This window comes from Mesorhizobium sp. M0139 (assembly GCF_040322455.1).
Lineage (GTDB): Bacteria > Pseudomonadota > Alphaproteobacteria > Rhizobiales > Rhizobiaceae > Mesorhizobium.
In genome coordinates this window covers 26,569-53,304 of record NZ_JAMYTN010000004.1, presented here as the reverse complement: position 1 = coordinate 53,304, position 26,736 = coordinate 26,569, and the positions used below count along the sequence as shown (strand labels likewise).

The 26,736-nt window shown below is 62.8% G+C and carries 24 protein-coding genes; 12 read left to right on the top strand and 12 right to left on the bottom strand.

Annotation, left to right across the window (positions count from 1 at the left end):
* The first annotated feature begins 1 nt into the window (after position 1).
* Positions 2–490 (top strand): GNAT family N-acetyltransferase, encoded by a 489-nt coding sequence (locus NKJ58_RS07555; protein WP_023738941.1) that lies wholly within the window; start codon positions 2–4, stop codon positions 488–490.
* Between the two features lie 16 nt (positions 491–506).
* Here NKJ58_RS07555 and NKJ58_RS07550 read toward each other — a convergent pair whose 3' ends face one another.
* The 4 genes from NKJ58_RS07550 to panB form a co-directional block, all read right to left on the bottom strand.
* A complete protein-coding gene (locus NKJ58_RS07550; RefSeq protein WP_352852914.1) occupies positions 507–1,907 on the bottom strand; it encodes an ArnT family glycosyltransferase in 1,401 nt (466 codons plus the stop codon).
* Between the two features lie 182 nt (positions 1,908–2,089).
* Positions 2,090–3,250: a helix-turn-helix transcriptional regulator gene (locus NKJ58_RS07545; protein ID WP_352852913.1), complete on the bottom strand. Its 1,161-nt coding sequence runs from the start codon at positions 3,248–3,250 to the stop codon at positions 2,090–2,092.
* A 224-nt stretch (positions 3,251–3,474) separates the two neighbouring features.
* Positions 3,475–4,332, bottom strand: a complete 858-nt coding sequence (gene panC / locus NKJ58_RS07540; protein WP_352853025.1) for a pantoate--beta-alanine ligase — start codon at positions 4,330–4,332, stop codon at positions 3,475–3,477.
* A gap of 11 nt (positions 4,333–4,343) precedes the next feature.
* Positions 4,344–5,174, bottom strand: a complete 831-nt coding sequence (gene panB / locus NKJ58_RS07535) for a 3-methyl-2-oxobutanoate hydroxymethyltransferase (protein ID WP_352852912.1) — start codon at positions 5,172–5,174, stop codon at positions 4,344–4,346.
* Between the two features lie 324 nt (positions 5,175–5,498).
* On the opposite strand from panB, the gene NKJ58_RS07530 reads away from it, so the two are divergent.
* From NKJ58_RS07530 to NKJ58_RS07520, 3 genes are all read left to right on the top strand, one after another.
* Positions 5,499–5,897, top strand: a complete 399-nt coding sequence (locus tag NKJ58_RS07530; RefSeq protein WP_023667491.1) for an NADH:ubiquinone oxidoreductase subunit NDUFA12 — start codon at positions 5,499–5,501, stop codon at positions 5,895–5,897.
* 115 nt (positions 5,898–6,012) lie between these two features.
* Complete coding sequence (locus tag NKJ58_RS07525; RefSeq protein ID WP_352852911.1) at positions 6,013–6,564, top strand: DUF2155 domain-containing protein; 552 nt, start codon at positions 6,013–6,015, stop codon at positions 6,562–6,564.
* Between the two features lie 75 nt (positions 6,565–6,639).
* Positions 6,640–7,023 carry a hypothetical protein gene (locus tag NKJ58_RS07520; RefSeq protein WP_023667489.1) on the top strand — a complete coding sequence of 128 codons (384 nt, stop codon included), beginning with the start codon at positions 6,640–6,642 and terminating at the stop codon, positions 7,021–7,023.
* A gap of 42 nt (positions 7,024–7,065) precedes the next feature.
* On the opposite strand, the gene aat is transcribed toward NKJ58_RS07520, so the two are convergent.
* The 6 genes from aat to NKJ58_RS07490 form a co-directional block, all read right to left on the bottom strand.
* Complete coding sequence (gene aat / locus NKJ58_RS07515; RefSeq protein ID WP_023681498.1) at positions 7,066–7,683, bottom strand: leucyl/phenylalanyl-tRNA--protein transferase; 618 nt, start codon at positions 7,681–7,683, stop codon at positions 7,066–7,068.
* Positions 7,684–7,710: 27 nt separating this feature from the next.
* On the bottom strand, positions 7,711–9,054 hold the full coding sequence (gene accC, locus NKJ58_RS07510; protein ID WP_023681497.1) for an acetyl-CoA carboxylase biotin carboxylase subunit: 1,344 nt from the start codon (positions 9,052–9,054) through the stop codon (positions 7,711–7,713).
* Positions 9,055–9,064: 10 nt separating this feature from the next.
* Positions 9,065–9,529 carry an acetyl-CoA carboxylase biotin carboxyl carrier protein gene (gene accB / locus NKJ58_RS07505; protein WP_023734408.1) on the bottom strand — a complete coding sequence of 155 codons (465 nt, stop codon included), beginning with the start codon at positions 9,527–9,529 and terminating at the stop codon, positions 9,065–9,067.
* Between the two features lie 26 nt (positions 9,530–9,555).
* The gene (aroQ, locus tag NKJ58_RS07500; protein WP_023822935.1) at positions 9,556–9,990 is read right to left on the bottom strand and encodes a type II 3-dehydroquinate dehydratase; all 435 of its coding nucleotides are present in this window, start codon (positions 9,988–9,990) and stop codon (positions 9,556–9,558) included.
* Between the two features lie 150 nt (positions 9,991–10,140).
* A complete protein-coding gene (locus NKJ58_RS07495) occupies positions 10,141–10,944 on the bottom strand; it encodes a DsbA family protein (protein WP_023822934.1) in 804 nt (267 codons plus the stop codon).
* Positions 10,945–11,002: 58 nt separating this feature from the next.
* Entirely contained in the window at positions 11,003–12,415 is a 1,413-nt protein-coding gene (locus tag NKJ58_RS07490; protein WP_352637844.1) for a M48 family metalloprotease, read from the bottom strand.
* Between the two features lie 152 nt (positions 12,416–12,567).
* Between NKJ58_RS07490 and NKJ58_RS07485 the strand changes: the two genes are divergently transcribed.
* Together NKJ58_RS07485 and NKJ58_RS07480 are read left to right on the top strand one after the other, a co-directional pair.
* Positions 12,568–13,716, top strand: a complete 1,149-nt coding sequence (locus NKJ58_RS07485) for a pyridoxal phosphate-dependent aminotransferase (protein WP_352852910.1) — start codon at positions 12,568–12,570, stop codon at positions 13,714–13,716.
* An 11-nt stretch (positions 13,717–13,727) separates the two neighbouring features.
* A complete protein-coding gene (locus NKJ58_RS07480; RefSeq protein WP_352538201.1) occupies positions 13,728–14,657 on the top strand; it encodes a glutaminase in 930 nt (309 codons plus the stop codon).
* A gap of 93 nt (positions 14,658–14,750) precedes the next feature.
* Here the strand turns inward: NKJ58_RS07480 and NKJ58_RS07475 are convergent, their stop codons facing one another.
* Entirely contained in the window at positions 14,751–17,666 is a 2,916-nt protein-coding gene (locus NKJ58_RS07475; protein ID WP_352852909.1) for an Rne/Rng family ribonuclease, read from the bottom strand.
* A gap of 647 nt (positions 17,667–18,313) precedes the next feature.
* On the opposite strand from NKJ58_RS07475, the gene NKJ58_RS07470 reads away from it, so the two are divergent.
* From NKJ58_RS07470 to NKJ58_RS07450, 5 genes are all read left to right on the top strand, one after another.
* Entirely contained in the window at positions 18,314–19,573 is a 1,260-nt protein-coding gene (locus tag NKJ58_RS07470) for an N-acetylmuramoyl-L-alanine amidase (RefSeq protein WP_023688387.1), read from the top strand.
* 213 nt (positions 19,574–19,786) lie between these two features.
* Entirely contained in the window at positions 19,787–22,243 is a 2,457-nt protein-coding gene (locus NKJ58_RS07465) for a penicillin-binding protein 1A (RefSeq protein WP_023667477.1), read from the top strand.
* Between the two features lie 130 nt (positions 22,244–22,373).
* Positions 22,374–23,505 (top strand): peptide chain release factor 2 gene (gene prfB / locus NKJ58_RS07460; protein WP_155922402.1). Its coding sequence is split into 2 segments (ribosomal slippage): positions 22,374–22,439 and positions 22,441–23,505, totalling 1,131 coding nucleotides; the frame shifts between segments, so codons are not numbered across the junction.
* A gap of 106 nt (positions 23,506–23,611) precedes the next feature.
* Positions 23,612–24,031: a GFA family protein gene (locus tag NKJ58_RS07455; protein ID WP_023667475.1), complete on the top strand. Its 420-nt coding sequence runs from the start codon at positions 23,612–23,614 to the stop codon at positions 24,029–24,031.
* A 288-nt stretch (positions 24,032–24,319) separates the two neighbouring features.
* Positions 24,320–24,715 carry a hypothetical protein gene (locus NKJ58_RS07450; protein ID WP_023667474.1) on the top strand — a complete coding sequence of 132 codons (396 nt, stop codon included), beginning with the start codon at positions 24,320–24,322 and terminating at the stop codon, positions 24,713–24,715.
* Positions 24,716–24,769: 54 nt separating this feature from the next.
* Here NKJ58_RS07450 and NKJ58_RS07445 read toward each other — a convergent pair whose 3' ends face one another.
* The gene (locus tag NKJ58_RS07445; protein ID WP_023667473.1) at positions 24,770–25,639 is read right to left on the bottom strand and encodes an NmrA/HSCARG family protein; all 870 of its coding nucleotides are present in this window, start codon (positions 25,637–25,639) and stop codon (positions 24,770–24,772) included.
* Positions 25,640–25,742: 103 nt separating this feature from the next.
* Between NKJ58_RS07445 and NKJ58_RS07440 the strand changes: the two genes are divergently transcribed.
* Entirely contained in the window at positions 25,743–26,633 is an 891-nt protein-coding gene (locus NKJ58_RS07440) for a LysR family transcriptional regulator (protein ID WP_352518622.1), read from the top strand.
* Positions 26,634–26,736: the final 103 nt, after the last annotated feature.

Genomic DNA, 26,736 nt, shown 5'->3' with positions numbered 1-26,736 from the left:
AATGTTCGTCCGCACCGCCAGCGAACGTGACCTTGCCGCTGTCCGCGCGCTGCTGGTCGAAACCTGGCACGCAACCTACGACGCGATCTATGGCGCCCAGCGGGTGATCGAAATTACCGACGACTGGCATTCGATCGCCTCGCTCAAGGCGCGGCTGACAAGGCCGAACTCGGAATTCCTGGTCGCCGATGACGGCAAGCGTATCGGCGGCATGGCTTTTGCCGCCGCAACGACGGATGCGAAGATCGTGCTGCTGAACCAGCTCTATGTACTGCCGGCCTGCCAGCGGCAAGGCATCGGCCAGGCCTTGCTGGACGAGGTCGAAGCCAGCTTTCCCGAGACGAACAGGTTGCGCGTCGAGGTGGAAGAGGCCAACGTGCCGGCCATCGCCTTCTACCGTTCGAAGGGATTTTTGCCGGTCGGCAGCACCGCCGATTGCGGCGGCGGTTCGGGGTTGCCGGCGCTGATCTTCGAGAAACCGCTGGGATAGGCGCCCGACGAAACGCTCAGTGCTGTCCTTTCAGCACGACCAGATAGCCGCGTTCCACCGGCTGCCGGAAGGCGATCTGTTCGGATGTGCCCGGATCTTTCGATTGCTTTTCGATGACGTAGCCGCCGGGGTGAGACTTGAGCCATTCCTCAGGCTTGTCGGCGTTCTCGAATGGCTTCTCTATTCGCCCAAGGAAACCGACCTCGCCCTGATAGTCGTAAGCGACGGCCCAGTCGGCGTCCTTTCGTTCGTCGATGAAGCTCGCCAGCTGCGTGAGATCGTAGCGTTTGAACACGGTCGCCGAGGCGGCGGCGTGGCCGATGGCGAAAAGGGCAAGCATGACAAAGGCCGTCGCCCTCAGCCTGGCGACTGAAATCTCGGCCATGAAATAGCCCAGCAGAATGGTCGCGAACGGTAGTGCCGGCACGACATAGTGCGGCTGCTTGCCGGATATGGCGCTGAAGACCAGCAGCACCGCAATGAACGAGAACGACAGCAGGCGCAGGGCACGCAGATCCGGGGATTTGGTGTCGATCAGGCTGCGTATCCGGGCAACCGGCCTCAGCCGCCACACCGGGGGGATAAAGGCCCAGGGCACGAACATGAGCGGCAACAGCATCAGGTAAAAGTAAAACGGCCGGCCATGCGAATTGTGCAGGCTTCCGGTAACCCGACCTGCCGACTGGTTCCAGACGAGATCGTAGACGAAACTGCCCTTGGTCAGGATGGTCGCGGGCGCCAGCCATATAGCGACCGGGGCAAGGGCGGCGAGAATTGCCAGGCCGGCTCCGGCAAAGAACTGCAAAGGGGCAAGGCCGGCTCGCCGGTCACGCCAGAGGGGATAGAGCAGGACGGGCGCGCCGATGTGAATGAGCACGACCGGGCCTTTGGCCAGCACGCCGAGCCCGATGAAGAGACCCGCCAGCACCGCCTGCCAGCGGTTGCCGGTCCTGGCGAAGCCCAGCAACGACAGCAGTGCGGCGACCACACAGGCCGTCAAAAGCATGTCGAACAGGATCAGGGTCGAATAGATGACAAAGACGGTGCTTCCGGCCACCAGCCAGGGGATGCGGCTGGCGATGTCCTGGCGCTCGGGAAACAGGGTTTTGGCCAGAAGCGTCGTCAGCCAGATGACCAGCGACGAGGCGGCGAAGATGACGAGCATCGCCGCCGCGCGGCTCACACCGAAGATGTTCCAAGAGAGATCGATGAGCCAGAACAACAGCGGCGGCTTCTGCAGATAGGGCGCAAAGTTCATCGTCGGTACGAAGACATGTCCACCGAGATACATCTCCCAGGCGACACTGAGATAGCGCGTCTCATCGACCGGCAGTAGCGGACGGAAAGCGAGCGCGATGCAAAGCAGGGCCAGCAGGAAGAGGTAAGGCAGCAGCCGTTCAATTCGTGTCGGTATCAAGTTCGGGGACCGCCCAGGAAATGGTTTCCACGTCCGGTCGTGCACGATGCACCGTCTCCGGACCGGAGCAGAACCGCACCATGATTTTGGCCGAATTGCAACGATGCCGGCTTGGTATTGTGGATTACGCCTGCGTACCGGCAAATAGTTGAAAAATTTGACGATTGGCTCCGAGTATGGCTTCAGGCCGAGCGCAGCGGCGGCGTCAATTCGCGCATCAGGAGTTCCAGCTCTCGCTGGTCGCCGGTGGCGGTCTTGTCGAAGATGGTTGCCAGCTGTGATTTGACGGTGCCGTCCGAGACGCCGCTGGCAGCCGCGATTTCACGCCGTGTCAGCCCGGCGGCGACATGGCCGGCGACACGCTTTTCCGCTGCGGTCAGTCCGAACAGCGCAGCGATCGCTTCCAGCGCCGGCACTGATGCGGCGCCGGCGGCGGCAATGAAAATGGCCGCGGCGGCGCGCGGCGATATGCGGGCCGAAATGTCGCGTCGCGCCAGAGGCATGACATGCGCCACCGCCGGAGACATGGCCTTCACCAGCGGAATGTTGATGCCGGACGGTCCGAGCGCGAATTCGTCGCGCGTGCCGAGCTGGACGGCGCGACCGATGGCGGTGTTGGCGTTGGCATAAGCGAAGGACAGCTGGCCGCGCACCGAGGACACTGAGGCGGTTTCGGTGAGTAGGGCTTCGGCTGCCGGATTGGCGAAAATGATCTGCATATCGTCGGCGACGATCAGCACTGGATGGTCGAGGCTCTCAAGGATCGAGCGAAAGATGTCGGCCTTGCGCCGCTCGGCCTCGAACAGGTCGCCGATGGTCACCGCACGCCGGACATGGGGGGCGAGCCTGGACATCAGGTCGATATCCCTGGCTGAAATCTGGGGCCTGTCCTTGTCGGTAACCACCATCAGCGTGCCGGTGCGCGCCGGCTGCTTCATCAGCGCCACCCAGAAGAAATCGTCGAGACGGTTGGGTTCCACCCACTCGCGCACGATGCGGCTTTCGAGCCAGTTCTGGCGGGCGTCAGGGCCTTGCAGGGCGTAGACGCTGTCGACGGTCAACGGTATGTCGACTTCCATCTTCGGCACCGCCTTGAAAAATGGCACCTCGCAGGCGTAATCGCGCTGCAGCGGTTCAAGCAGGACCGGATCGCCGCAGGAAGTCGAGAACCGGGCCGAGTTGCTCGCCGTATCGACGACCGCCAGCATGGCAAGCCGGCCGAACGCCAATTTGCAGATTGATTCAAGCGTCGATGGCCAACGGCCGACATCGACAATCGAATCATAGATCGCTTCGACGATCTGCGGCAGGGCGCGACCGAATATGTTGGCCTGGATAGACACGTAGAGCCTCGTAAGTATTGCAGCGTAGTGGCAGGTCACACACTGTCTCCGCCTGGGGTCGCACACAACATAGCCGGGCTGGTTACGTCTGTGAAACGTCTCACAGCGGCGTTCGGTGTATTGTGAGCGCTTACGGGCTGGCCAGAACATGCCTGATGAGCCGTTGTCTAAGAGCGCTCGGGCCGGTCTGCGATACAAATCAAAGTGAATGGAATTGGAATTTTTCAGGGAATAAATGAGGAAACTTCCACATTGTCGATCAACCTGGTTCTGCCAAGCCACGCCGCGGCAAGCAGGCGGCCATCGCCGTCACGCCGCCACGAGGTGAGCGTCAGGCTCTCGCGCGCGGCGACATAGTCGACGCTGTCGAAGCCTGCCTCGAGAAGCGCGGCAGTGGCTTTACCGGTCACGCCGTTTTCATAGGCACCGGCCGCGAGCGCTGCCGCCGTCTGGCGCAAGATGACATTGAGCTGTCGCGCGACGTCGAGTTCGGCGGCGTCGAGATAGGCGTTGCGCGACGACATTGCCAGGCCATGCGCATCGCGCACGGTTGGCGCGCCGACGATGTCCACCGGCAAGTCGAGATCGCGGCAGAGCTTTCGGACGACGCAAAGCTGCTGGTAGTCCTTCTCTCCGAAGACGGCGTAGTCGGGCAGGGCTTGCAGAAAGAGCTTGGCCACGACCGTGGCGACGCCCTCGAAGAAGGTCGGCCTGAAATCCGATTCCAGGCCAGAAGACGGGCCGCCGACCGAAATCTTCGTTGCAAAGCCTGCCGGATACATTTCGGAAACCGTAGGCGTGAAGGCAAGCTGTGCGCCGGCCTCGGTCAGCCGGTCGAGATCGCGGGCCAGCTGCCGCGGATACTTGTCGAGATCTTCAGTGGGGGCGAACTGGGCCGGGTTGACGAAGATCGAGACGACGCAGCGATCGGCGGTTGCGAGCGCGGCCCTGACCAGCGAGATATGGCCGTCATGCAAAGCGCCCATGGTCGGCACCATGGCGACGCTCAGGCCTTCGCGCCGCCATTCGCGGATCTGCGCGCGAAGGCCGGGCACGGTGTCGACGACGAGCGGCTGGCTGATGGGGGGCCGGTTCATGCCTTGTCCTTGTCGCTCGCGGCTGAAAAGACGTGGCCCGGCCCGGGGAAGGTGCGGCTGCGCACCTCCGCTGCGTAGCGCGCCGCGGCATCGGCGACCGCGCTGCGCAAATCGGCGTATTCCTTGACGAATTTCGGCACCCGGTCGACCGTCAGGCCGACCATGTCGTCGATGACCAGGATCTGGCCGTCGCAATCGCGGCTGGCGCCGATGCCAATGGTGGGAATGGCAATGCGCCGGGTGAGGTCGGTGGCAACGGTCTCGACCGTGCCCTCGATGACCAGCGAAAACGTGCCGGCTTTCTCGACCGCGTCGGCGTCGCGCATGAGCGCGGCCACATTCTCCGGCGTGCGGCCCTTGATCTTGTAGCCACCGTCCTTTTCCACCGATTGCGGCTGCAAGCCGATATGGCCCATCACTGGAATGCCGGCCGCGACGATTGCCGCGATCTGGAGGGCGACTTCGACGCCGCCTTCCAGCTTCACCGCCTGGCAGCCGGTTTCCTCAGAGATGCGGCGCGCCGAGGCAAGGGCTTGCGCGGCCGAAGTCTCGTAGCTGCCGGCCGGCATATCGACCACCACGCAGGCCTTTGATGAACCGCGCATCACGGCCTGGCCATGGGCGATCATCATCTCCAGCGAGGCGCCGAGCGTGGTCTTGTGGCCATGCAGCACCATGGCAACGCTGTCGCCGACCAGGAGAAGGTCGACATGATCGTCGAGCAGGCGGGCGACGGGATAGGTGTAAGCGGTAAGGCATACGATCGGCACGCCGCCCTTGCGGGCGCGTATTGTCTCCGCACTGATCCTGGCGACAGCTAAGGCCATTCCTCACCTCCCGCAGCCGGCGTTGACTACAGCGCCGCGCGTCCCGTGGACGCGCAAAGGACGCTGTAGCACTTGGGTTTGCGCATGATCCTTTCCGAAAATCGATTTCGATTTTCGGGGTCATGCGGCAGCGCCGGGCGATGAGAGCTTTAGGAAGACGCAGCCGGCTTGGCAAGCGTCGGTTCGCAGGTGCGAAATGGATCGGCCAATGACCGAGCGTTTCGGCATGCCGTCAGTGCCGCAGGCGCCGCAAAACCCTTGCCTTCGCCAAGGCCTGACGCCATAAGCAGGGACAGCCACCGCCGCGCGCCCGCGAGGATCTGAATGAAAACTTTCCTTCTGCAGTTTTTCACCTGGTGGAACCGCCAGACGCTGGGAACCCGTTTTCACACCTGGCGCCACGGCAACAAGGTCGGCCAGGATGGGGCCGGCAACGTCTACTACGAAGGCGGCGTTGATTCGGAAGGCCGCACCCGCCGCTGGGTCATCTACGCCAATTATTCGGAGGCGTCGGCGATCCCCCCGGGCTGGCACGGCTGGATGCATCACCGCGTCGATGTGGCGCCGCCAAGCGACGACTATCGGCCGCGCGAATGGGAAAAGGCGCATGAGCCGAACCTCACGGGAACACCGGCGGCTTATCGCCCAAAGGGTTCCGTGCTCACCAATCAGCACCGTCCGCAGGTGACGGGCGACTACGATGCGTGGACGCCTGGTTCTTGACCGCCGGCCGGTCCTTTGTCGCCACAATTGGCGTTTAGCTGCTTGCTGATATGACAACGGCGAATAGCCTTGGGCGTGACAGAATCACCCGGGCCCAAACCACCGGTATCTCCGCATGAACATTTTCAGCCTGACATCGATGGCCGGACTGGCGGCAATTGGCGCTATCGCCATGTTCCCGACAGCGTTTGCCGCGGCGCAGGCGCCTGCGGCAGCACCCGCAATCTCCGATCGCATCACCAATCCGGTCGCCGAATTTGCCGGCATCGACAAGATCACCGGCCGTATCATCACCTTCGATGTCTACATCGACGAAACCGTGCAGTTCGGCGCTTTGCAGGTGACGCCGCGCATCTGCTATTCGCGGCCGGAGAATGAAGAGCCGAAGACCGATTCCTTCGTCGAAGTCGACGAGATCACGCTCGACCGCAAGATCCGCCGCATCTTCACCGGCTGGATGTTCGCCGAGAGCCCCGGCCTAAACGCCGTCGAGCACGCCGTCTATGACGTCTGGCTAAAGGGCTGCAAGCAGAAGTCGGATGTGCCGCCGCCCGACGCGGCCAGTGCCGAGACGCCCAAGGTCGACACGTCCAAGCCAAAGCCCGCCGCTGCTCCGGCCGCCGAACAGCCAGACCCCACGGAACCTGACGCGACCAACACCAACTGATCCTCCGGAACCGTGGTGGCAACTATGCGTTGGGCCATGGACGATGACGCATTTATGCGCTTGGAGGATATTCTGATGTCGGACAGCAAACGGATCACGGCCAGCAAAGACGACCTGCTCGAACTCGAAAAGGGGTTCTGGACGGGCGACGAAGCTTACTACGCCGCCAATGTCGACACAGAATGCCTGGTGGCATTTCCTGAGATGGCACAGGCAATGGACAATGCCGATCTGGCCAAGACAGCGACCAAGCCCAACCGCTGGCGCGACCTTCAGATCGACCTCAAGGGTATCATCGAGCCCGGCAGCGACATTATCATGCTGACCTATGAGGCTCATGCGACACGGGAAAACGGCGAGCCCTACGCGGCGCTGGTCAGCACTGGCTATGTCCACCGTGTCAACGGCTGGAAGATGATGTTCCATTCGCAGACGCCGATGGAAACCGCGAAGGGCTGACCCCTTTCACCGGTCGAGCCGGCTCGGCCGCTCGGTCTCCGATCAGGGATAAAAAACGGCTTCGCCCTTCAGCGCGTCGGCCAACATCTTCTCGTATTTGACGCGCGGCACGTCGACCGCGCCGAAGCGTTTGAGATGCTCAGTGGTGAATTGCGTGTCGAGCAGGGCAAAGCCGCGCGCCTTCAGCCGCTCGACCAGATGATACAGGCAGGTCTTGGACGCGTCGGTTTCCCGGGCGAACATGCTTTCGCCGAAGAACACGCGACCGAGCGAGACGCCATAGAGGCCGCCGACCAGCCGTTCCTCGCGCCATGCCTCGACCGAATGGCAGTGCCCCAGACGGTGCAGTTCGATATAGGCTTCGCGGATCGGCGCGTTGATCCAGGTCGAGCGGCGCTCCTCGCGCTTTTCGGCGCAGCCGTCGATCGTCGCCTCGAAATCGAAATCGAAGCGGATGTCGAACGGGTGCTTGCGGATCGTCTTCCGCAAGCTCTTCGGCGTGTGGAAGCCATCGAGCGGTATGATGCCGCGCGTCTCCGGCCGCACCCAGAACACTTCCGGGTCGGAAGCGCTCTCGGCCATCGGGAAGACGCCCGAGGCATAGGCCTTGAGCAACAGGTCGGTCGGAATGCGATAGCCGGGAGCGTAAGGACGGGTCATCGCGGCATCATAGCGGCAAGTCGGGCGCTATTCCTCTTTGGCCAGATACTTTTCCAGCCAGTGGATGTCGTAGTCGCCATTGGCGATATCGGCATTGCCGACCAGGTCGCGAAACAGCGGCAGCGTCGTCTTGATGCCATCGACGACGAACTCGTCGAGCGCCCGGCGCAGCCGCATCATGCATTCGACGCGGTTGCGGCCGTGCACGATCAGCTTGCCGATCAGGCTGTCATAATAGGGTGGGATCTTGTAGCCGGAATAGACACCGGAATCGACGCGGATGCCCAGACCGCCAGGCGTGTGGAAATGCGTAATCGTGCCGGGCGAAGGCGTGAAGGTGCGCGGGTCCTCGGCATTGATGCGGCATTCTATGGCGTGGCCGTTGAACTTGATGTCCTCCTGGCGCACCGAAAGCCCGCCGCCGGAGGCAACGCGGATCTGTTCATGGACGAGATCGATGCCGGTGATCGCCTCCGTCACCGGATGCTCGACCTGCAGCCGCGTGTTCATCTCGATGAAGTAGAACTCGCCATTCTCGTACAGGAATTCGATGGTGCCTGCGCCGGAGTAGCCGAGGTCGGCGATGGCCTTGGCACAGATATTGCCGATGCGGGCGCGCTCCTCGGCGTTGAGGGCCGGCGAGGGCGCCTCTTCCCAGACTTTCTGGTGGCGGCGTTGCAGCGAACAGTCGCGCTCGCCGAAATGCACGCCGCGGCCGGCGCCGTCGCCGAATACCTGCACCTCGATGTGGCGCGGCTTTTCCAAGTATTTCTCGATGTAGACGGCATCGTCGCCGAAGGCGGCTCCCGCTTCCGTGCTCGCTGTCTGCAAGGCGATCTCGAGGTCAGCCTCGGTAAGGGCGACCTTCATACCGCGCCCGCCACCGCCTGCCGATGCCTTGATGATCACGGGATAGCCGATCTCGGCGGCAATGCGCCTGGCTTCCTTTTGATCGGTGACGGCGCCGTCGGAGCCCGGCACAACCGGAATGCCGAGCCGCTTTGCGGTGCGCTTGGCCTCGATCTTGTCGCCCATGATGCGGATGTGGTCGCCCGACGGGCCGATGAAGGTGATGTTGTGGGCGGCGAGAATGTCGGCGAACTTGGCGTTTTCCGACAGGAAGCCATAGCCCGGATGCACGGCATCGGCGCCTGTGATCTCGCAGGCTGCGACGATCTGGTGGATGTTGAGATAGCTGTCGCGCGACGGCGGCGGACCGATGCACACGCTTTCGTCGGCGAGCCTGACATGCATGGCGTCAGCGTCGGCGGTCGAATGCACGACCACGGTCTGGATGCCGAGTTCCTTGCAGGCGCGCAGCACCCGAAGCGCGATTTCGCCGCGGTTGGCGATGAGGATCTTCTGGAACATCCGGCCCGCTCTACTCGATCACGACGAGCGGCATGCCGTACTCGACCGGCTGGCCGTCCTCGAACAGGATCGCCGTCACCGTGCCGGCGCGCGGCGAAGGGATCTGGTTCATCGTCTTCATCGCTTCGATGATCAGCAGCGTCTGGCCTTCCTTGACCTTCTGGCCGACTTCGATGAAGGCCTTGGCGTCGGGCGAGGGCGCGAGATAGGCGGTGCCGACCATCGGCGAGGGGACCGCGTTCTTGGACGGGTCGGCCACTGCTGGTGCGGTAGCCGCGCCCGCCGCGGGCTGCTGCGCTGCCGGAGCATAACCGGCCTGCGGTGCGGCGATGGCGTGGACGGCCGGCGCCTGGCGCGATACGCGCACCTTCAGGTCGCCGAGCTCGACTTCGATCTCGGTGAGATTGGTGTCGTTCAGTATGCCCGCCAGATCGCGGATCAGTTGCTGGTCAACACCGGTCTTCTTTATCGACATTTTCGAGCCTTCTGTTTGTGGGCCGGTCATAGGCGTGCCGCCAGCCCCTGCAGCGCCAGCGAGTAGCCAAGCGGCCCGAACCCGCAGATCATGCCGACAGCGACCGGCGCGACCATGGAGATGTGGCGGAATGGTTCCCGCGCGTGGATGTTGGAGAGGTGAACTTCGGCGACGGGCAGCGGCGCGACAGCGCGGATGGCGTCGTGAATGGCAATCGAGGTGTGGCTGTAGGCACCCGGATTGATGACGATGCCGGCTGCCTTGTCGCCGGCTTCCTGGATCCAGTCGACGAGGTCGCCCTCATGGTTCGACTGGCGAAAATCAATCTCGAGGCCAAGCGCGGCGCCCGCCTGCTTGCAGTCGTCGGCGATCGCGGCAAGCGTCTTGCCGCCATAGATGCCCGGCTCGCGCTTGCCGAGCGCGTTCAGGTTGGGGCCGTTCAGGACGAAAATCGTTTTCAAAAATGCCGACCTTTTCCGACGCCGGCCTCAAGCCGGCGCGCAGGGCCTTCTATAATGGGCATAGCCGCCCGCGGAAAGAGCACAAGTGCGATCTTTCACTGTCCACAACAGGCGGAAATGTGCCCGTGAGAAATAGGCTCGCGTGCAAGATCAGAGTGCGGCTTTCGCCGCCTCGATCTTTTCAGCCAGCACTTCCTGGCCGAGCGCGCCGAACACCACTTCATTGCCGACGACATAGGACGGCGTTCCGGTGATGGCCAGCTTGTTGGCGAGGTCGAAGGTCTTGGAGAAGGCCTCGGTGATGGTCGGGTCCTTCATCTTCTCGCGCAATTTCGCCTCATCGGCGCCTAGCGACAGCGCAACCTTGATGGCCGCCGCCTCGGTGGCGCGGCCCTGGCCGCCGAGCAGGGCGTTGTGGAACTCGCCGTATTTCTCCGGATGCATCAGGTGGAAAGCCATCGAGACGACGCTGGCCTTTTGCGAATCCGGCCCGAGGATCGGGAATTCCTTGAGCACGAAGCGCAGCTCCGGATCGGCCTTTGTCAGAGCCTGCATGTCGTCGATGGCGCGTTTGCAGAAGCCGCAATTGTAGTCGTAGAATTCGACGATGGTGACCTTGCCCTTCGGATTGCCGACGACGCCGTCGAAGGTCGAGTTGAAAATCTCGGACTTGGCCTTCTCGATGACGCCGAGGCTGGCTATGCGCTGCTCTTCCTTCTGCTTGGCCTCGAGCGCCTCCTGCACTTCGAGCAGCACTTCGGGGTTCTTCAGGAGATAGTCGCGGATAATGCCCTCGACCTCAGTGCGATCGATCTTGGTGTCGGCAGAGGCGGTCTGCACGGTCTGCGCCGTGCCGGCCTTGGCCACCTGCGGACTGCCGGCAACGAACCCGAAAGCGAGCATGGCAAGAACAGCCGCCACTCCCGTCGTGCCGAGCAATATTGCCTTGTTCATCGTCTCATCCTCTTTACCGGTTCCGGTCTATCCTAGTCGCCGCGGGCGACCGGAAGGTTCATTTCTTGAGTTTGCCTGAAGGGTTGTAGTTTATGATGTCCTGCGCCCGAATCCAGCCGGGTTCGCCACGCTTCAAGTCCTTTTGCGCGCGCATGGCGAAAATTTTCGCATTCGTGTAATCGCCGGAATAGAAATGGCCCTCGGCGGTGGCGAGTTCCGCCGCCGGAATGTTGCCAAGCTCGCCATAGGCCTGGGCGAGATAGCGGTATCCGACCGTGTTTTCCTTGTCGCGCCCGAGGCCGTTGTTGATCTGCACCACCGCCTTCTTCAGCGAATCGGGCGTGCCGATGGCCATCAGCGCCTGGCCGAGAGAAACGGGCAACAGGCCCGACCTCACCGGATCGAGGCTGACCGCCTTGGCATAGGCGTCCGCGGCGTCCTTGGGCTTGTTGGCCTTCATCAGTATGTCGCCGCGCATTTCCTGGAAGTAGGGGTTCTTCGGCTGTTCCTTGATCAGTGCATTGGCCTTGGTCAGCGCCGCACCCAGATTGCCGTAGAGATAGGCCATCTGCGCTTCGCCATAGCGCGAGGCGAGGCTGCCCGGGGCCTTGCGGATCAGCCGCGTGGCCGCGGCCTGGCCGCCCATATAGGCGGCGATCTTGATGCGCATCATGTCGTGCCGCTGCTGCAGTGCCGGCGGATCGACCTTGTCGACGTTAGGGCTCTGCTTGACCAGCACTTCGAGATTGGCGATGCGCTCCTGCGGCATCGGGTGGCTGATGCGGTAGGGATCGACCTGCGTGCCGGAAAGCGACAGCGCGCTCTGGAAGCGCGCGAAGGTCTTCAGCATGCCCATGCCGGACTGGCCGGTGGCATTGAGATAGGTGATGGCAGAGCGGTCGGCGGTCGACTCTTCGGTGCGCTGGTAGGCAAGAATGCTGCGCTGCGCCATCTCGCCGCCGCCCGCGGCGACACCCATGCCGGCGCCGGCAAGGCCGCGGCTGTTGGTGGTGGCGCCGGCAACGATGGCGCCGGCGCCAAGCAGCGTGGCGATGATGGCCATGGTCTTGGCGCGCTCGAGCTGGTCGCGCAATTTCTGCTGATGGCCGCCTGCGATGTGGCCGGCCTCATGGGCGATGACGCCGATGATCTCGTTGGGCGTTTCGGCCTGCATCAGCGCGCCGGTGTTGATGAACAGCCGGCGCCCGGTAACGAAGGCGTTGAAGCTCTGATCGTTGACCAGAACGATATCGACACCGTCATTGGCAAGACCGGCCGCCTTGAAGATCGGCCGCGCATAGTCGCGCACCAGCGCCTCGATCTCGGCATCGCGCACAACCGGCACCGCCTGGGCGAAGGCCGTCACCGAGCCGGTGACAGCGACGGCGGCGGCAAGCAAAAGCGTCGCGAAGCCGCGCGCTGTCTTCCCCATGGAAGATTTGGACATTGTCGATTTGGGTCGGCTCAGCATGAGGTCCACTGGTAAACGAGCGGGCGAACGATGAAAAGTCACGGCACCGAAACTAGGCGAACTTGTGATCCTCACATCAATCGGGCATTTGTGCGGCGCTGCCGCCGGTTGATGGCTTTGAGCGGCGGGCCGGACGGAAAGATTGAGGTCAAATGGTAGTTTCGCTGTCGCGCCGCGGTGAAGTCGAGCCGTTTCACGCCATGGACATTCTGGCCGAAGCCAACCGGCTGAAGGCGACGGGCGTGCCTGTCGTCTCCATGGCCGTCGGCCAGCCATCCGATCCGGCGCCCGTGGGCGTGAGGGAAGCAGCCGCAAATGCGCTGAGGATCGGACGCATCGGCTATACCGACACGCTCGGTCTGGCGGATCTGCGTAAGGCGATCGCGACGCATTGTGGCGACCATTACGGGATCGATGTCGCGCCGAACCGGATCGCCGTGACCACGGGATCGTCGGCCGCCTTCAATCTGGCATTCCTGGCGATGTTCGATCCCGGCGACCGCGTCGCCATCGCAGCACCCGGCTATCCGGCCTACCGCAACATCATGGCCGCGCTCGGTATCCAGATCGTCGAGATCGAGCTCGGCAGCGACGCCTATCTTCATGCCGAACATTTGAAATCGACGCACCGGGAAAAACCGCTGAAGGGCGTGTTGTTCGCCAGCCCGGCCAATCCGACAGGTGCGGTCATTCCCGTCGACGAGTTGTCGGCACTGGTGAGGACAGCCGAAGAACTCGGCATCGCGGTGATATCGGACGAAATTTATCACCGGCTGGCCTATGCCGCGCCCGACACCACGGCGCTGGCCCATGGCTCAGGCGTGACGGTGATCAATTCCTTCTCGAAATATTATTGCATGACCGGATGGCGCATCGGCTGGATGGTGCTGCCGGAAGCTCTGGTGAGGCCGATCGAGCGCATCGCCCAGAGCCTCTACATCTCGCCGCCGGAACTGTCGCAGATCGCGGCGATCGAAGCCTTCAAGGCGACGCAAGAGCTGGAAGCGGTAAAGGCGCGCTATGCCTGGAACCGCGAGCTGTTGATGCGGCGCCTGCCGGAACTCGGATTTCCCTTGGCGGCGCCGATGGACGGCGCCTTCTACGCTTTCTGCGATGTCACCCGGCATACCAATGACAGCATGGCCTTTGCGCGCAAAATGCTGGCCGAAGCGCATGTGGCGGCGACGCCCGGTCGCGATTTCGATCCGCTGGCAGGACACCGCACGATGCGCTTTTCCTATGCCGGCAGCCATGACGACATGGTCGAGGCGATGGCGCGCATCGAGCGCTGGCTGAAATAGCGGGGACGAGCATGCCGGATCTTGAACAAGCGCTGGCCGACGTCGCCGCCGAGATGGCCGAGCGCTCCGATCGCGGCGAGGTCGCCACCTACATTCCGCAGCTCGGCAAGGTCGATCCGAACAAATTCGGCATTGCCGCCGTGACCAATGACGGCCGCGTGCTGGTCGCCGGCGACGCCGACCAGGCGTTTTCGATCCAGTCCATCTCCAAGGTGTTTACGCTTACGTTGGCGCTCGGCAATGTCGGCGACGCGCTGTGGCAGCGTGTCGGACGCGAGCCGTCGGGCAATCCGTTCAACTCGATCGTGCAACTCGAGCATGAGAACGGCATTCCGCGCAATCCGTTCATCAATGCCGGCGCCATCGTCGTGTCCGACATACTGCTTGCCGGCCACCAGCCGCGCGAGGCGATCGGCGAAATCCTGCGCTTCATCCAGTTCCTTGCCGATGACGAAACCATCATCATCGACCGCGAGGTCGCGGCTTCCGAACGCGCCACCGGCTATCGCAACTTCGCGCTTGCCAACTACATGAAATCCTTCGGCAATCTCAACCATGCACCGGAGCTGGCGCTGGGCGTGTACTTCCACCATTGCGCCATCGCCATGAGCTGCCGGCAATTGGCGCTGGCCGGCCGCTTCCTCGCCAATGGCGGCAGAAACCCGGCAACCGGGCACTCCGTGGTGTCTGCCGAGCGGGCGCGGCGCATCGGCGCCATGATGCTGACCTGCGGCCACTATGACGGTTCCGGCGATTTCGCCTTCCGTGTCGGCATTCCCGGCAAAAGCGGCGTCGGCGGTGGCATATTGGGGATCGTGCCGGGTGTTGCTTCGCTCGCCGTATGGTCGCCGGGCTTGAACGCCAACGGCAATTCCAAGCTGGGGTCGATCGCCTTGGAAAAACTGGCCAGGATGATGAACTGGTCGATTTTCGCCCCCTGACGCCTTCCGTCATTCGTGCATGCAAAAATCCCGCGCCGTGGTTTGAACGGCGCGGGATTTTTGTCAGGAACCTATCTTAATCGGCTGAATAGCTTAGAAAAAGCCCTTCCGCTGCCACCAGCCGGCGCGCTTCGGCTTTTCCTCGGCCTTTGCCTCGTCGGCAACGCTGGAGGAAACCACCGGCACCGCGGAGGTATCCGCGGCCACGGCTTTGCGCCGTGACGGGCGAGCCTTGGCGGGCTCGTCGTCGGTCGTTTCCGTGGCGGCATCGGCCGCAGCGGGGGCGGCTGCTTCGACGGCAGCTTCCGGTGCAGCCTCGGCCGCCGTCTCATCGGCGACTTCCACCACAGCCTTCTTTGCCCTTGAAGCGCGCTTCTTCTTCGGCTTTTCGGCTGGAGCGTCGTCGTTCGCCGCGGCGGGAGCCGCTGCTTCTTCAACCGCTACGGCTGCTACGGGCTCGCTTGCGGCCGTTCCGACTTCAGCGGCCTCGGCCACCGAGGCGGTTTCGCCGGCTTCGGTCTCCGTGCCGTCTTCGCGACGATTGCGCTTGCCGCCGCGCTTGCCGCGACGGCGCTTCTTGCCCTGGGCGTCATCTGATGCTTCCACCATTTCGACGGCGCCAACCTGGGCTTCGTCTTGCTGTGTTGCATCGTCATCGCCTGGTTCAGCGGCAAAGTCGTCGCTTGCCGCCGAAACCGAAGCACCTTCGGCGCCATGCTCGCGATCGCCATGTTCGCGTTCGCGATCCTTGCCGCCGCGCCGCCTGCGGCGCTTGCGACGCTTGCGATCGCGGCCTTCGCCGTCCTCAGCCGATCTCGGCTGCTGCTGCTGCGACTGCGGCTGCGCCTGACGCGGCTGCTCTGCCTGTACCACAACCTCGTCGTCTTCCTCCTCGATGACGATCTCGTCCTCGGGCTCTTCCGGCTCGACATAGGCCGGGAAGGTTCGCGCTTCGACAAAGCCTTCCGGCTTTTCGGCAATGGCGCCGCGGAAGATCGCGTAGTGCTGCACACCGACCGTATCATCGGCCTCGACGGTGATGGTCAGGCCAAAGCGGCTTTCGAGTTCCACCAGCGTGCCGCGCTTGTGGTTGAGCACATAGAGAGCGGTCGCCGCCGGGGTCCGCACCGTGATGTGGCTGCGCGAATCCTTGAGCAGGAATTCCTCGATCGCCCGCACCACCATCAGCGCCACCGACGAATCGGAGCGCACATGGCCGGTGCCGCCGCAATGCGGGCAGGGCTTCATGGTCGATTCCAGCACGCTGGCGCGGATGCGCTGGCGAGACATCTCCATCAGGCCGAAATGCGAGATGCGGCCGACCTGGATGCGGGCTCGGTCGTTCTTGAGGTGATCCTTCAGCCGCTTCTCGACGGAGCGGTTGTTGCGGTTCTCCTCCATGTCGATGAAGTCGATGACGATCAGGCCGGCGAGATCGCGCAGCCTCAATTGCCTGGCGACTTCTTCCGCCGCTTCAAGGTTGGTGTGGAGAGCGGTGTCCTCGATCGAGTGCTCCTTGGTGGAGCGGCCCGAATTGACGTCGATGGCGACCAGCGCCTCGGTCTGGTTGATGATGATGTAGCCGCCGCTCTTCAGCGTCACCTGCGGCTGCAGCATGCGGTCGAGCTGCGCCTCGATGCCGTTGCGCACGAAGATCGGCGTCGTGTCGCGGAACGGCTGAACCACCTTGGCGTGGCTCGGCATCAGCATGCGCATGAAATCCTTGGCCTCGCGATAGCCTTCCTCGCCGGAGACAAGAATCTCGTCGATATCCTTGTTGTAGAGGTCGCGCACCGAGCGCTTGATCAGGCTGCCTTCCTCATAGACGAGGGCAGGGGCGGTGGATTGCAGCGTCAGGTTGCGGACGTTTTCCCAAAGCCGCATCAGATATTCGTAGTCGCGCTTGATTTCCGCCTTGGTGCGGCTTTCGCCGGCGGTGCGCAGGATGACGCCCATGCCCTGCGGCACTTCGAGATCGGCAACGACCTCCTTGAGGCGCTTGCGGTCGACCGCACTGGTGATCTTGCGCGAAATGCCGCCGCCGCGTGCGGTGTTGGGCATCAGCACGGAATAGCGGCCGGCAAGCGACAGATAGGTGGTGAGTGCAGCGCCCTTGTTGCCGCGCTCTTCCTTGACCACCTGCACCAGCAGAATCTGCCGGCGCTTGATGACTTCCTGAATCTTGTACTGGCGGCGCACCGGCTTGCGGCGGCTGCGCACCTCTTCCAGCGCATCCTCGGCGCCTACGGATTCGATCTCGTGGTCGTCCGGATGCGAGGACTGCACCTCTTCCAGCATGCCGCGGTCATTGTCCCCGGAGGTGGCTTCGCCGCTTGCCTCGCTGGACGACCTTTCGTCACCCGGCTCCGCCGCAGGGACAGCTTCGGAGATCACATCCGCTTCGACGCTTGCCGCAATCGATGTCGGGCCGCCTTCCGACGGTTCGCTCCCGGATGTCTCGGCGTCGGAAGCTTCGCTGTCGCCATGCCCGGCATGATCGTCATGCCCGGCGGTATCGGCCGCGGCATGCTCGGAAGCAGGCTCTTCGGAGACGGCATCGCTGCCGGCATCGCCATGTTCGCCGTTCTCATCATCGGCGCCGGCGTCGCGCTTGTGTTCGCCGCGCTCACGACCCTTGCCGCCGCGCCGGCGGCCGCGCCGGCCGCGATCGCGGCTCTGGCGGTCGTCGCCGTCATTGTCCTCGTTCTCCTCGTCCTCGGCTTCCTGCGCTTCAGCGCGCAGCAAAGCCTGACGATCGGCGACCGGGATCTGGTAATAGTCGGGGTGAATTTCACTGAAGGCGAGGAAACCGTGACGGTTGCCGCCATATTCGACAAAGGCTGCCTGAAGGGAAGGTTCGACGCGCGTTACGCGGGCGAGATAGATGTTTCCTTTGAGCTGCTTCTTGTCCTGGGATTCAAAGTCGAATTCTTCAATACGGTTACCGCGGATAACGACAACGCGTGTTTCCTCCGGGTGGGAGGCGTCTATCAGCATTTTGTTGGGCATTATTTCGTTTCCTCCCGGCAGCCGTCAGCCGCAGCTTGCGAGGCAAAGCCCGCTGCTGCGTGTCTGGGATGTGGGTGCCGGATGTCTGAATGTCCGCCGGACGCCGCTTGAGCGCCATGGCGGTGCCGCCCGCAGCCACAATGGCGCGGTTTGATGCGGACCTTTCCATGATTGCGCTTGAAGCCATCGTCACCAGCAGAACCTTTTGAACCAAAGCCCGGACGAACCGGACCAGCTTGTTTGCTCATACAGAGCCGGCACGGGAACAAACCCGGCCGTTTTCCTCACGCAGGCGATTCCCCCGCCACGGGCGCACACCTGCGAAATTCGTCGCGATCACCTAAGCCTTTTCGCTGGAGCGAAAGGAGCCGCCTTTCATCTGACCTGTAGCAGGAAGCTGCGGGAGAAGCGGTTCCAGGATTGCAGTGATCCACCATCGCTTTTATGATTTGACGGGGTGGAAGGCAACCCCGATTTCGGATGCCGGCAAAAAGCAGTGCCGTAACGGAAGCACAGGCCTTAATCCTCAATGAAAAGGCTTGGTTAACCTTCTCTGGATACCAATCGTTAATCGAGTCTGCGGCCTGACCGGCATTTCGACCAACCACGCGGGCGCAAGGCGCCAAACCGGGAGCGACTGCAAAGAAATGGGACTGGCGGGCACCACAGACAAGGGCCATGGCCGTGCAGGCCGTTTCCTGCGCGCTGCCGGTGTGCTGTTGCTGCTGGCGCTTTGCCTTGCTTTTGCGCCGGTTTCACGCGCCGCCGATGCGCCACTCGGCGCCACCGCCTACAAGATGGCCGGCGACGCAACCAAGATGCGCATCGTCATCGATTTCGACCGCGAGCCCGACATCAAATGGTTCCTGCTGCGCGGCCCCAACCGGCTGGTCGTGGACCTGCCGCGCACCCGATTCGCCATTGGCGCGAAGGACGCCAAGGCCCGCGGCCTGGTCAAAGCGGTGCGTTATGGCGATCAGGGCGAGGGATCGCGGCTGATCCTGACCGGCAAGGGGCCGTTCTCGGTCGACAAGCTCGAGGTGCTCAAGAACGAGGACGGCGCAGGCTATCGCATCGCCATCGACGTGTCGGCAGCCTCCGACCGCGAGTTCGACGAAGCCCTTGCCAACCAGGCGCTGACCACCGGCTCGACCGTCTCCACCGACAAGGGCTCCAGGGTCGGCACAGGGCCGATCTCCAATCCCGGGCATCGCTTCACCATCGTCATCGATCCCGGCCATGGCGGCATCGACGGTGGCGCCGAAGGCCTCAACGGCACCATCGAGAAGAACGTGACGCTGGCCTTCGCCACCGAACTGCGCGACAAGCTCGCCGCCGTCGGCAACTACGACGTGTTCATGACGCGCGATTCCGACGAGTTCCTGCGGCTCGATGACCGCGTGCGCATCGCCCGTCAGCACGAGGCCGACCTTTTGATCTCGATCCATGCCGACACGATCAGCGTCAAGGGTATCAGAGGCGCCACCGTCTATACCGTCTCCGACAAGGCGTCCGATCCGCAAGCGCAGGCGCTTGCCGACCGTGAAAACCTCTCCGACCAGTTCGCCGGCATGGTGATCAAGGACGACAACAAGGAAGTCACCGACATACTGATCGACCTGATCCGCCGCGAGACGCATAATTTCTCGATGAGCTTTGCCCACACTCTGGTCGGCCAGTTGTCCACCAGCGTCGGCCTGATCAACAATCCGCAGCGTTCGGCCGGTTTCAAAGTGCTGAAAGCGCCCGATGTGCCGTCGGTGCTGGTGGAACTCGGCTATCTCTCCAACGCCAAGGATGAAGCGCAACTGCTCGACGCCGACTGGCGCGGCAAGGCGGCGGAGAGCATCACCAACGCCGTCGCCCTGTTTGCCTCCGCCAAGATGGGAACGGGAACCGGAGGCTGAGATGGTCGCCGCCGCCCACGACCGGAGGCAGCGTTGCACGACGACAACACCAGGCGCTTTTATTTCAGGTGGGGGATGCCTAAACCGGGCACTGCCGTATTTTGCCCACATGGTGGCGACATGGGTTTTCCATCACGGATCGGGACAGTTGCGAAGGCTTGCGCGAAAGGCGGCTTCGTCTAGGAAATTCCCGGACCTCGGACTGGAGCGGGCATGATTCGTCTTATCGGCTATTTCTTTGGTATCGGCACGACGCTGGCGCTTATCGTCGCCGCGGGCGTGGCGATATACATCAGCCATCTATCGAAAGACCTGCCCGACTACGAGGTTCTGGCCAAGTACGAGCCGCCAGTGACGACCCGCATCCATGCTTCCGACGGCTCGCTGATGGCCGAATATGCGCGCGAACGGCGGCTCTATCTACCGATCCAGGCGGTTCCGGACCGGGTCAAGGCGGCGTTCCTGTCGGCCGAGGACAAGAATTTCTACAACCATCCCGGCATCGACATCACCGGGCTTGGCCGCGCCATCTACGTCAACCTGCAGAATCTGGGTTCGGGCAGGCGCCAGGTCGGCGCCTCGACCATCACCCAGCAGGTGGCGAAGAACTTCCTCTTGTCCTCGGACCAGACCTACGAGCGCAAGATCAAGGAGATGATCCTGGCCTTCCGCATCGAGCAGGCTTATTCGAAGGACCGCATCCTTGAGCTCTATCTCAACGAAATCTTCTTCGGTTTCGGCGCCTATGGCGTTGCGGGCGCGGCACTGACCTATTTCGACAAGTCGGTCAACGAACTCACCGTCGCGGAAGCCGCTTATCTGGCGTCGCTGCCGAAGGGGCCCAACAACTACCATCCCTTCAAGCATGCCGACCGCGCCATCGAGCGCCGCAACTGGGTCATCGACCAGATGGTCGAGAACGGCTACGTGACGCGCGAGGAAGGCGACAAGGCCAAGGCCGAGCCGCTTGGCGTGACGCCGCGCCGCAATGGCTCCTATCTGTTTGCGGGTGAATATTTCACCGAGGAAGTGCGCCGCCAGATCATCTCGCGCTATGGCGAGAACGCGCTCTATGAGGGCGGCCTTTCGGTGCGCACGACGCTCGATCCGAAGATCCAGCTCATCGCCCGCAAGTCGATGCAGAACGGCTTGCTCAAATACGACACGCTGCGCGGCTATCGCGGACCGGTGACGCATATCGATGCTTCCGGCGACTGGGGCGTGGCGCTGGGCAACGTCAAGGGGCTGGAAGACGTGCCGGAATGGTCGCTTGCCGTCGTGCTCGACAGCTCGGCGACCGGCCTTTCCATCGGCCTGCAGCCGACGCGGCAGATATCAGGCGACATCGTCAAGGAACGCGTCGAAGGCGCCGTCAGCAAGGAAGACATGAGCTTTGCCATGCGCCATGTGGTCGATGGCAAGACGGTCAAGGCCAAGTCTCCGGCCGATGTACTGCAGCCCGGTGACGTCATCTTCGTGCAGAAGAACGAAGGGTCGGAAGGCGCCTACACGTTGCGCCAGGTGCCGGAAGTGGAGGGCGGCCTGATCGCCATGGATCCACATACCGGCCGCGTGCTGGCCATGGTCGGCGGCTTCTCCTATGCGCAGTCGGAGTTCAACCGCGCCACGCAGGCGATGCGCCAGCCGGGATCGTCCTTCAAGCCGATCGTCTATTCGGCCGCGCTCGACAATGGCTATACGCCGGCCTCGGTGATCATGGACGGACCGATCACCATCCAGAGCGGCACCACGACCTGGACGCCGAAGAACTATGACGGCACGGTGGCCGGTCCCGCGACCTTGCGTTCCGGCATCGAAAAGTCGCGGAATTTGATGACGGTGCGGCTCGCCAACGACATGGGCATGAAGCTGGTGGTGGAATATGCCGAGAGGTTCGGCGTCTACGACCATCTGGCGCCGTATCTGCCGATGGCGCTGGGTTCCGGCGAGACGACGGTGATGCGCATGGTGTCGGCCTATTCGATCATGGCCAATGGCGGCAAGTCGATCAAACCCTCGCTCATCGACCGCATCCAGGACCGCTACGGCAAGACCGTGTTCAAGCAGGACGAGCGCGGCTGCGAAGGTTGCAATGCGCCCGAATGGAACAACCAGCCCGAACCGGAACTGGTCGACAATTCCGAGCAGGTGCTCGATCCGATGACCGCCTACCAGATCACCTCGATGATGGAAGGCGTCGTCCAGCGCGGCACCGGCGCCACCATCGCCGAGCTTGGCCGCCACATCGCCGGCAAGACCGGAACGACCAATGACGAGAAAGACGCCTGGTTCATCGGCTATACGCCGAACCTCGTCGTCGGCCTCTACATGGGTTACGACACGCCACGCGGTCTCGGCCATGGCGCCACCGGCGGTGGTCTGGCGGCGCCTATCTTCAAGGACTTCATGCGCGTTGCGCTGGACGGCACGCCCAATGTCGACTTCAAGGTGCCGGAAGGCATGAACCTGGTCGCGATCAACCGCAAGACCGGCATGCGTGCCGCGTCGGGCGATCCCGGCACCATCATCGAAGCCTTCAAGCCCGGCACCGGCCCAGCCGACAGCTATTGGGTGATCGGCATGGGCGCCGACGGGTCCAACGGCGCCGGCGGACCGCTATCGCCGCAGGCTACGGAAGCCATCCAGGCACCCGGCGGCGGACTCTACTGACGACCTGATTTTTTACGTCGAGTGGGCTGGCTTGTTGAGCCGGCCCATTTCGCTTTACAGGCAGCAATGCCGTGCCTATGTATCGCGCCGACCCAAGCGCCACTTCAAAAACAGGACAGAACAACCAGCCATGCGCGCGGAAACGCAGAATATTGTCGACGAGATCAGGCAGGCGATCACCCTGCTGAGGAGGCATCTTTGACTGGGATCAGGCTATAAAGCGGCTTGAATACCTGAACGTGCGCGCCGAGGATTCCAGCCTCTGGAATGATCCGCTGGAAGCGCAAAAGCTGATGCGCGAGCGCCAGGGCCTCGAAGACGGGATCGCCGGCGTCAAAAGCCTGACTCAGGCGCTGGAAGACAATATCGGCCTGATCGAACTGGGTGAGGAAGAGGGCGACCAGAGCGTGATCGCCGAGGCGGAAGCAGCCCTCCGCTCGATGCAGGGCGAGGCCAAGGCCCGCCAGGTCGAGACGCTGCTGTCGGGCGAGGCCGACGCCAACGACACCTATCTCGAAGTCCATGCCGGCGCCGGCGGCACCGAGAGCCAGGACTGGGCCTCGATGCTTCTGCGCATGTACACGCGCTGGGCCGAGCGTCGCCGTTTCAAGGTCGAAGTGCTGGAAGTCCATGACGGCGAAGAGGCCGGCATCAAGTCCGCCACGCTCCTGATCAAGGGCCACAATGCCTATGGCTGGCTGAAGACCGAGTCGGGCGTTCATCGCCTGGTCCGCATTTCACCCTATGACAGCAATGCGCGCCGCCACACGTCCTTCTCCAGCGTCTGGGTCTACCCGGTCGTCGATGACAGGATCGAGATCGACGTCTCGGAATCCGATGTACGCATCGACACCTACCGCTCATCCGGTTCGGGCGGCCAGCACGTCAACACCACGGACTCGGCGGTTCGCATCACCCATATCGCCACCGGCATCGCGGTTGCCTGCCAGGCCGAACGCTCGCAGCACAAGAACAAGGCGAAGGCCTGGGAAATGCTGCGCTCGCGCCTTTACGAGGAAGAGCTGAAGAAGCGCGAAGCGGTGGCCAATGCCACAGAAGCGTCGAAGAGCGACATCGGCTGGGGTCACCAGATTCGTTCCTATGTGCTGCAGCCCTACCAGTTGGTGAAGGACCTGCGCACCGGCGTCGAGAGCACCAGCCCGTCGAGCGTGCTCGACGGCGACCTCGACGACTTCATGGAAGCCTCGTTGTCGCAGCGCATCGAGGGCGGTGCCGGTGAAGCCGTGGCCGACCTCGACTAGGATATGTTCATATTCAGCTGAGGCCGGCCTGCGAATGGATGATACCTGCGCTTCCGCCACTTTCTTGAATAAGAACATCCCTTGGCGGGGGAGCGAAGGAGGAACCATGACTCGCAGGCTCACCGGCAAATGCTTTTGCGGCACGGTTCAGTATGAAGTGGCGGACGAGTTCGTCTATGCCGCGATCTGCCATTGTTCGAACTGCCGGCGCACCACAGGTTCCGCCTTCAAGCCCTTCGCCGGCATCGAGCGCGAGAAACTTGCCCTTGCCGAAGGGCATCACGGGCTCATCCATTTCGGCGATGACAGCGGCCACGATGCGCATTGCAGCCGCTGCGGCTCGTTGCTGTATTCGCTGGTCCGCGACGGCGCCTATGTCCATGTCGCCATGGGCACGCTGGTCGACGATCCGACGATCCGGCCGACCGCGCACATCTTCGTCGGCTCCAAAGCGCCATGGTTCACCATCGCCGACGACTTGCCGCAATATGAAGGGCATGTGGTCGCCGGTCCAGGCGAAGTATAGGCTGGAACCACATTCGGCCAATCCCGTTGTTTCGATGCCCGTCTGCCGGGAGTTGAGCCTGGCCTTGGATCTCGTCAGCGGTTGCAGATAGCGGCGTAGATGTGGCGGCCTCGCGCAGCAACTTCTTGCGCCAGCCTAGGAATCAGCCCAGCATCCGAGGGCTGGAAGAGAAAAAGCATTTATGGCCGGACGCGGCATATCTGCGACCTGACGATCCGGCCACTGGGAAGACACGTTCCGGGAACGGGCAAGCGAAACGCTTGATGCTCGTTTGAAAGGAACGCTTCCATGTCTGCTGCCACTCTCCGATCGGCCAGAGCCGTTCAACCGGCTGGCCGACTCCTATTTTCCTTGTTCGTGACCCCGATCTTTGCAATCGCGATGCTTGCTGCGGTGCTGACCGCACCCGCCTTCGCCCATGACGCCAAGCCTACGGCGGCGAAGCCGCAAGGCTGGAGTTATCCCTTCGCCTGCTGCGCAAACTACGACTGCCGTACCACCCATACCGGCGAGGTGCTGGAAAAGCCGGAGGGCTATGTCATCGCCGGAACGGGGGAGGTCGTGCCGATGAGCGACAAGCGGGTCAAGGACTCACCCGACGGCGATTTCCACTGGTGCGCGCACCAGGCCGGCCTCGACGCAGGCAAGACGATCTGCCTGTTCGTGCCACCGCGTTCCTACTGAGTTCTGTTGGCAGTTCTCATCGGAAGGCCGGCCTTGGTGCTGAAGGCGCTTGCGTCAGACGGAAGCAGCGAGTGCTGAGGCGAAGTCGCGATACGGCCGCAGTGGGCGACCCAGAAGTGCCGTCAGGCGCTCGACGTCGCCGGTCTCGGGCAGCATCCCGTCGGTAAAGAAACGCTCGCCCATCAGGCGCATGTCGTAGGCCATCCAGGCGGGCAGGAACTGCTTGAGATTTTGCTCAAAACCCTCCGTATTGTCGCCGCTGTAGCTGATCGGGCGGGCGAGTACGTCTGACCAGATTGCGGCAATGTCCGTCCCGGTCAGTGTCTGCGGACCGACGAGGTTGATCCTCTCGAACGCAAGCGGCTCCTTGGACCGTTCGCGACGCAGCAGCTCAAGAGCGGCGATCTCGGCGATATCGCGGGCATCGATCATGGCGAGACCCTTGGGGCCGATCGGCATTGGGTAGGTGCCGTAGCCGGTGATGACGTCTTCGACCGTCAGATCGTTCTGGATGAAGTAGGCCGGGCGCAAGATCGTAGCTTTGAAGTCCATCTGTTCGATCATTCGCTCCACGCCGAACTTGCCCGCGAAATGCGGCACGTTCACATAGACGTCAGCGTGGATCACCGAGAGATAGACGATCCGCTCGATGCCGGCCGATCGGGCGACATTCAAGGCGATCAAAGCCTGGGTGAATTCGTCCGGCACCACGGCGTTCAAGAGGAACAGCGTGGAAACGCCAGACATGGCTTTGCGCAGCGAATCGACATCGAGAAAGTCGCCTTGCACGACGGATACGCCTGCCGGAAAACTGGTTTTCGACGGATCGCGCACGAGAGCACGCACATCGGCGCCGCGCTTGGCGAGCTGTTCGACGACTTGGCGGCCGATATTGCCGGTGGCGCCGGTAACGAGAATGGTCATGGAATTTCTCCTGTTGGGTTGCTTGACAGCCCCAATATGTGTGGCTCACAAAGAGCCCAGTAGACGGCAATTTTAGACACGTCGTCTCACTGGTGGGACAGTCATGGATCTTTTAGCCCTTGCCGATTTTAACCTCGTGGCTCGCCATGGCGGCTTCGGCAAAGCGGCAAGGTCCACCGGCCGGCCCAAGGCAACATTGTCCCGGCGCGTTGGCGAATTGGAAAGCAGTCTCGATCTGCGTCTGTTCGAACGGGGTGCGCGTAACCTGAAGCTGACCGAAGAAGGACGGGCGCTCTTCGAGCGGACGGGGGCGTTGCTTGCCGAGCTGGACGAGACGGCATCGGCGATTGCCTCGGGCGGCCAGAGACCCAAGGGCAGATTGCGGATCAGCGCGCCTTTGCATTTTTCGCAGACTGCAATGGGGAGGATCGCCGCGGGATTTGCCCTGAGGTATCCTGAGGTGAGGCTTGAAGTGACCACCGAAGACCGGCATGTCGACATGATCGAGGAAGGCTACGATCTGGTAATCCGGGTCAATCCGGATCCCGATGAAAGCCTGGTCGGACGGGCGTTTCTCCGCGACCGCCTGGTCGTTGTGGCGAGCCCGGACCTTCCTCGCCCGACCGGTGGGCTCGCCGCTCCTGGCGTTGCGCGCGGGACAGGCGAGCGGCAAACATGGCAGGTGAAGACACCAGGTGGCCGGGCAACACTTAGAATCGAGCCGGTCCTCGCCTTGTCGACGCTGATCATGGTCCGCGATGCGGTGCGAGCCGGCGTCGGCGCAGGACGGCTTCCCATTTCGTTGGTGGCCCACGACCTGGCTGACGGCACACTGGTGAATTGGGGGGATATTGACGGCCCCGAAATTTCTCTATGGACGCTCTACCCGTCGCGGCGGCTGCTCAGCGCGCGCGTGTCGGCGTTCCTGGATTTTCTGAAACAGGCTTTCCCAAACGGGACGCCGGACGAACTGGCCGCCTATATCGGCAGGTGACGACGATTGGGACGTGACGACGGGTCTGCTTCGGCCAGAGCGCCGCTCGGCTCGATCGATCGGAGCCTGCTGACAGACAGTTGTCAGGAGCCTTCCTTTATGG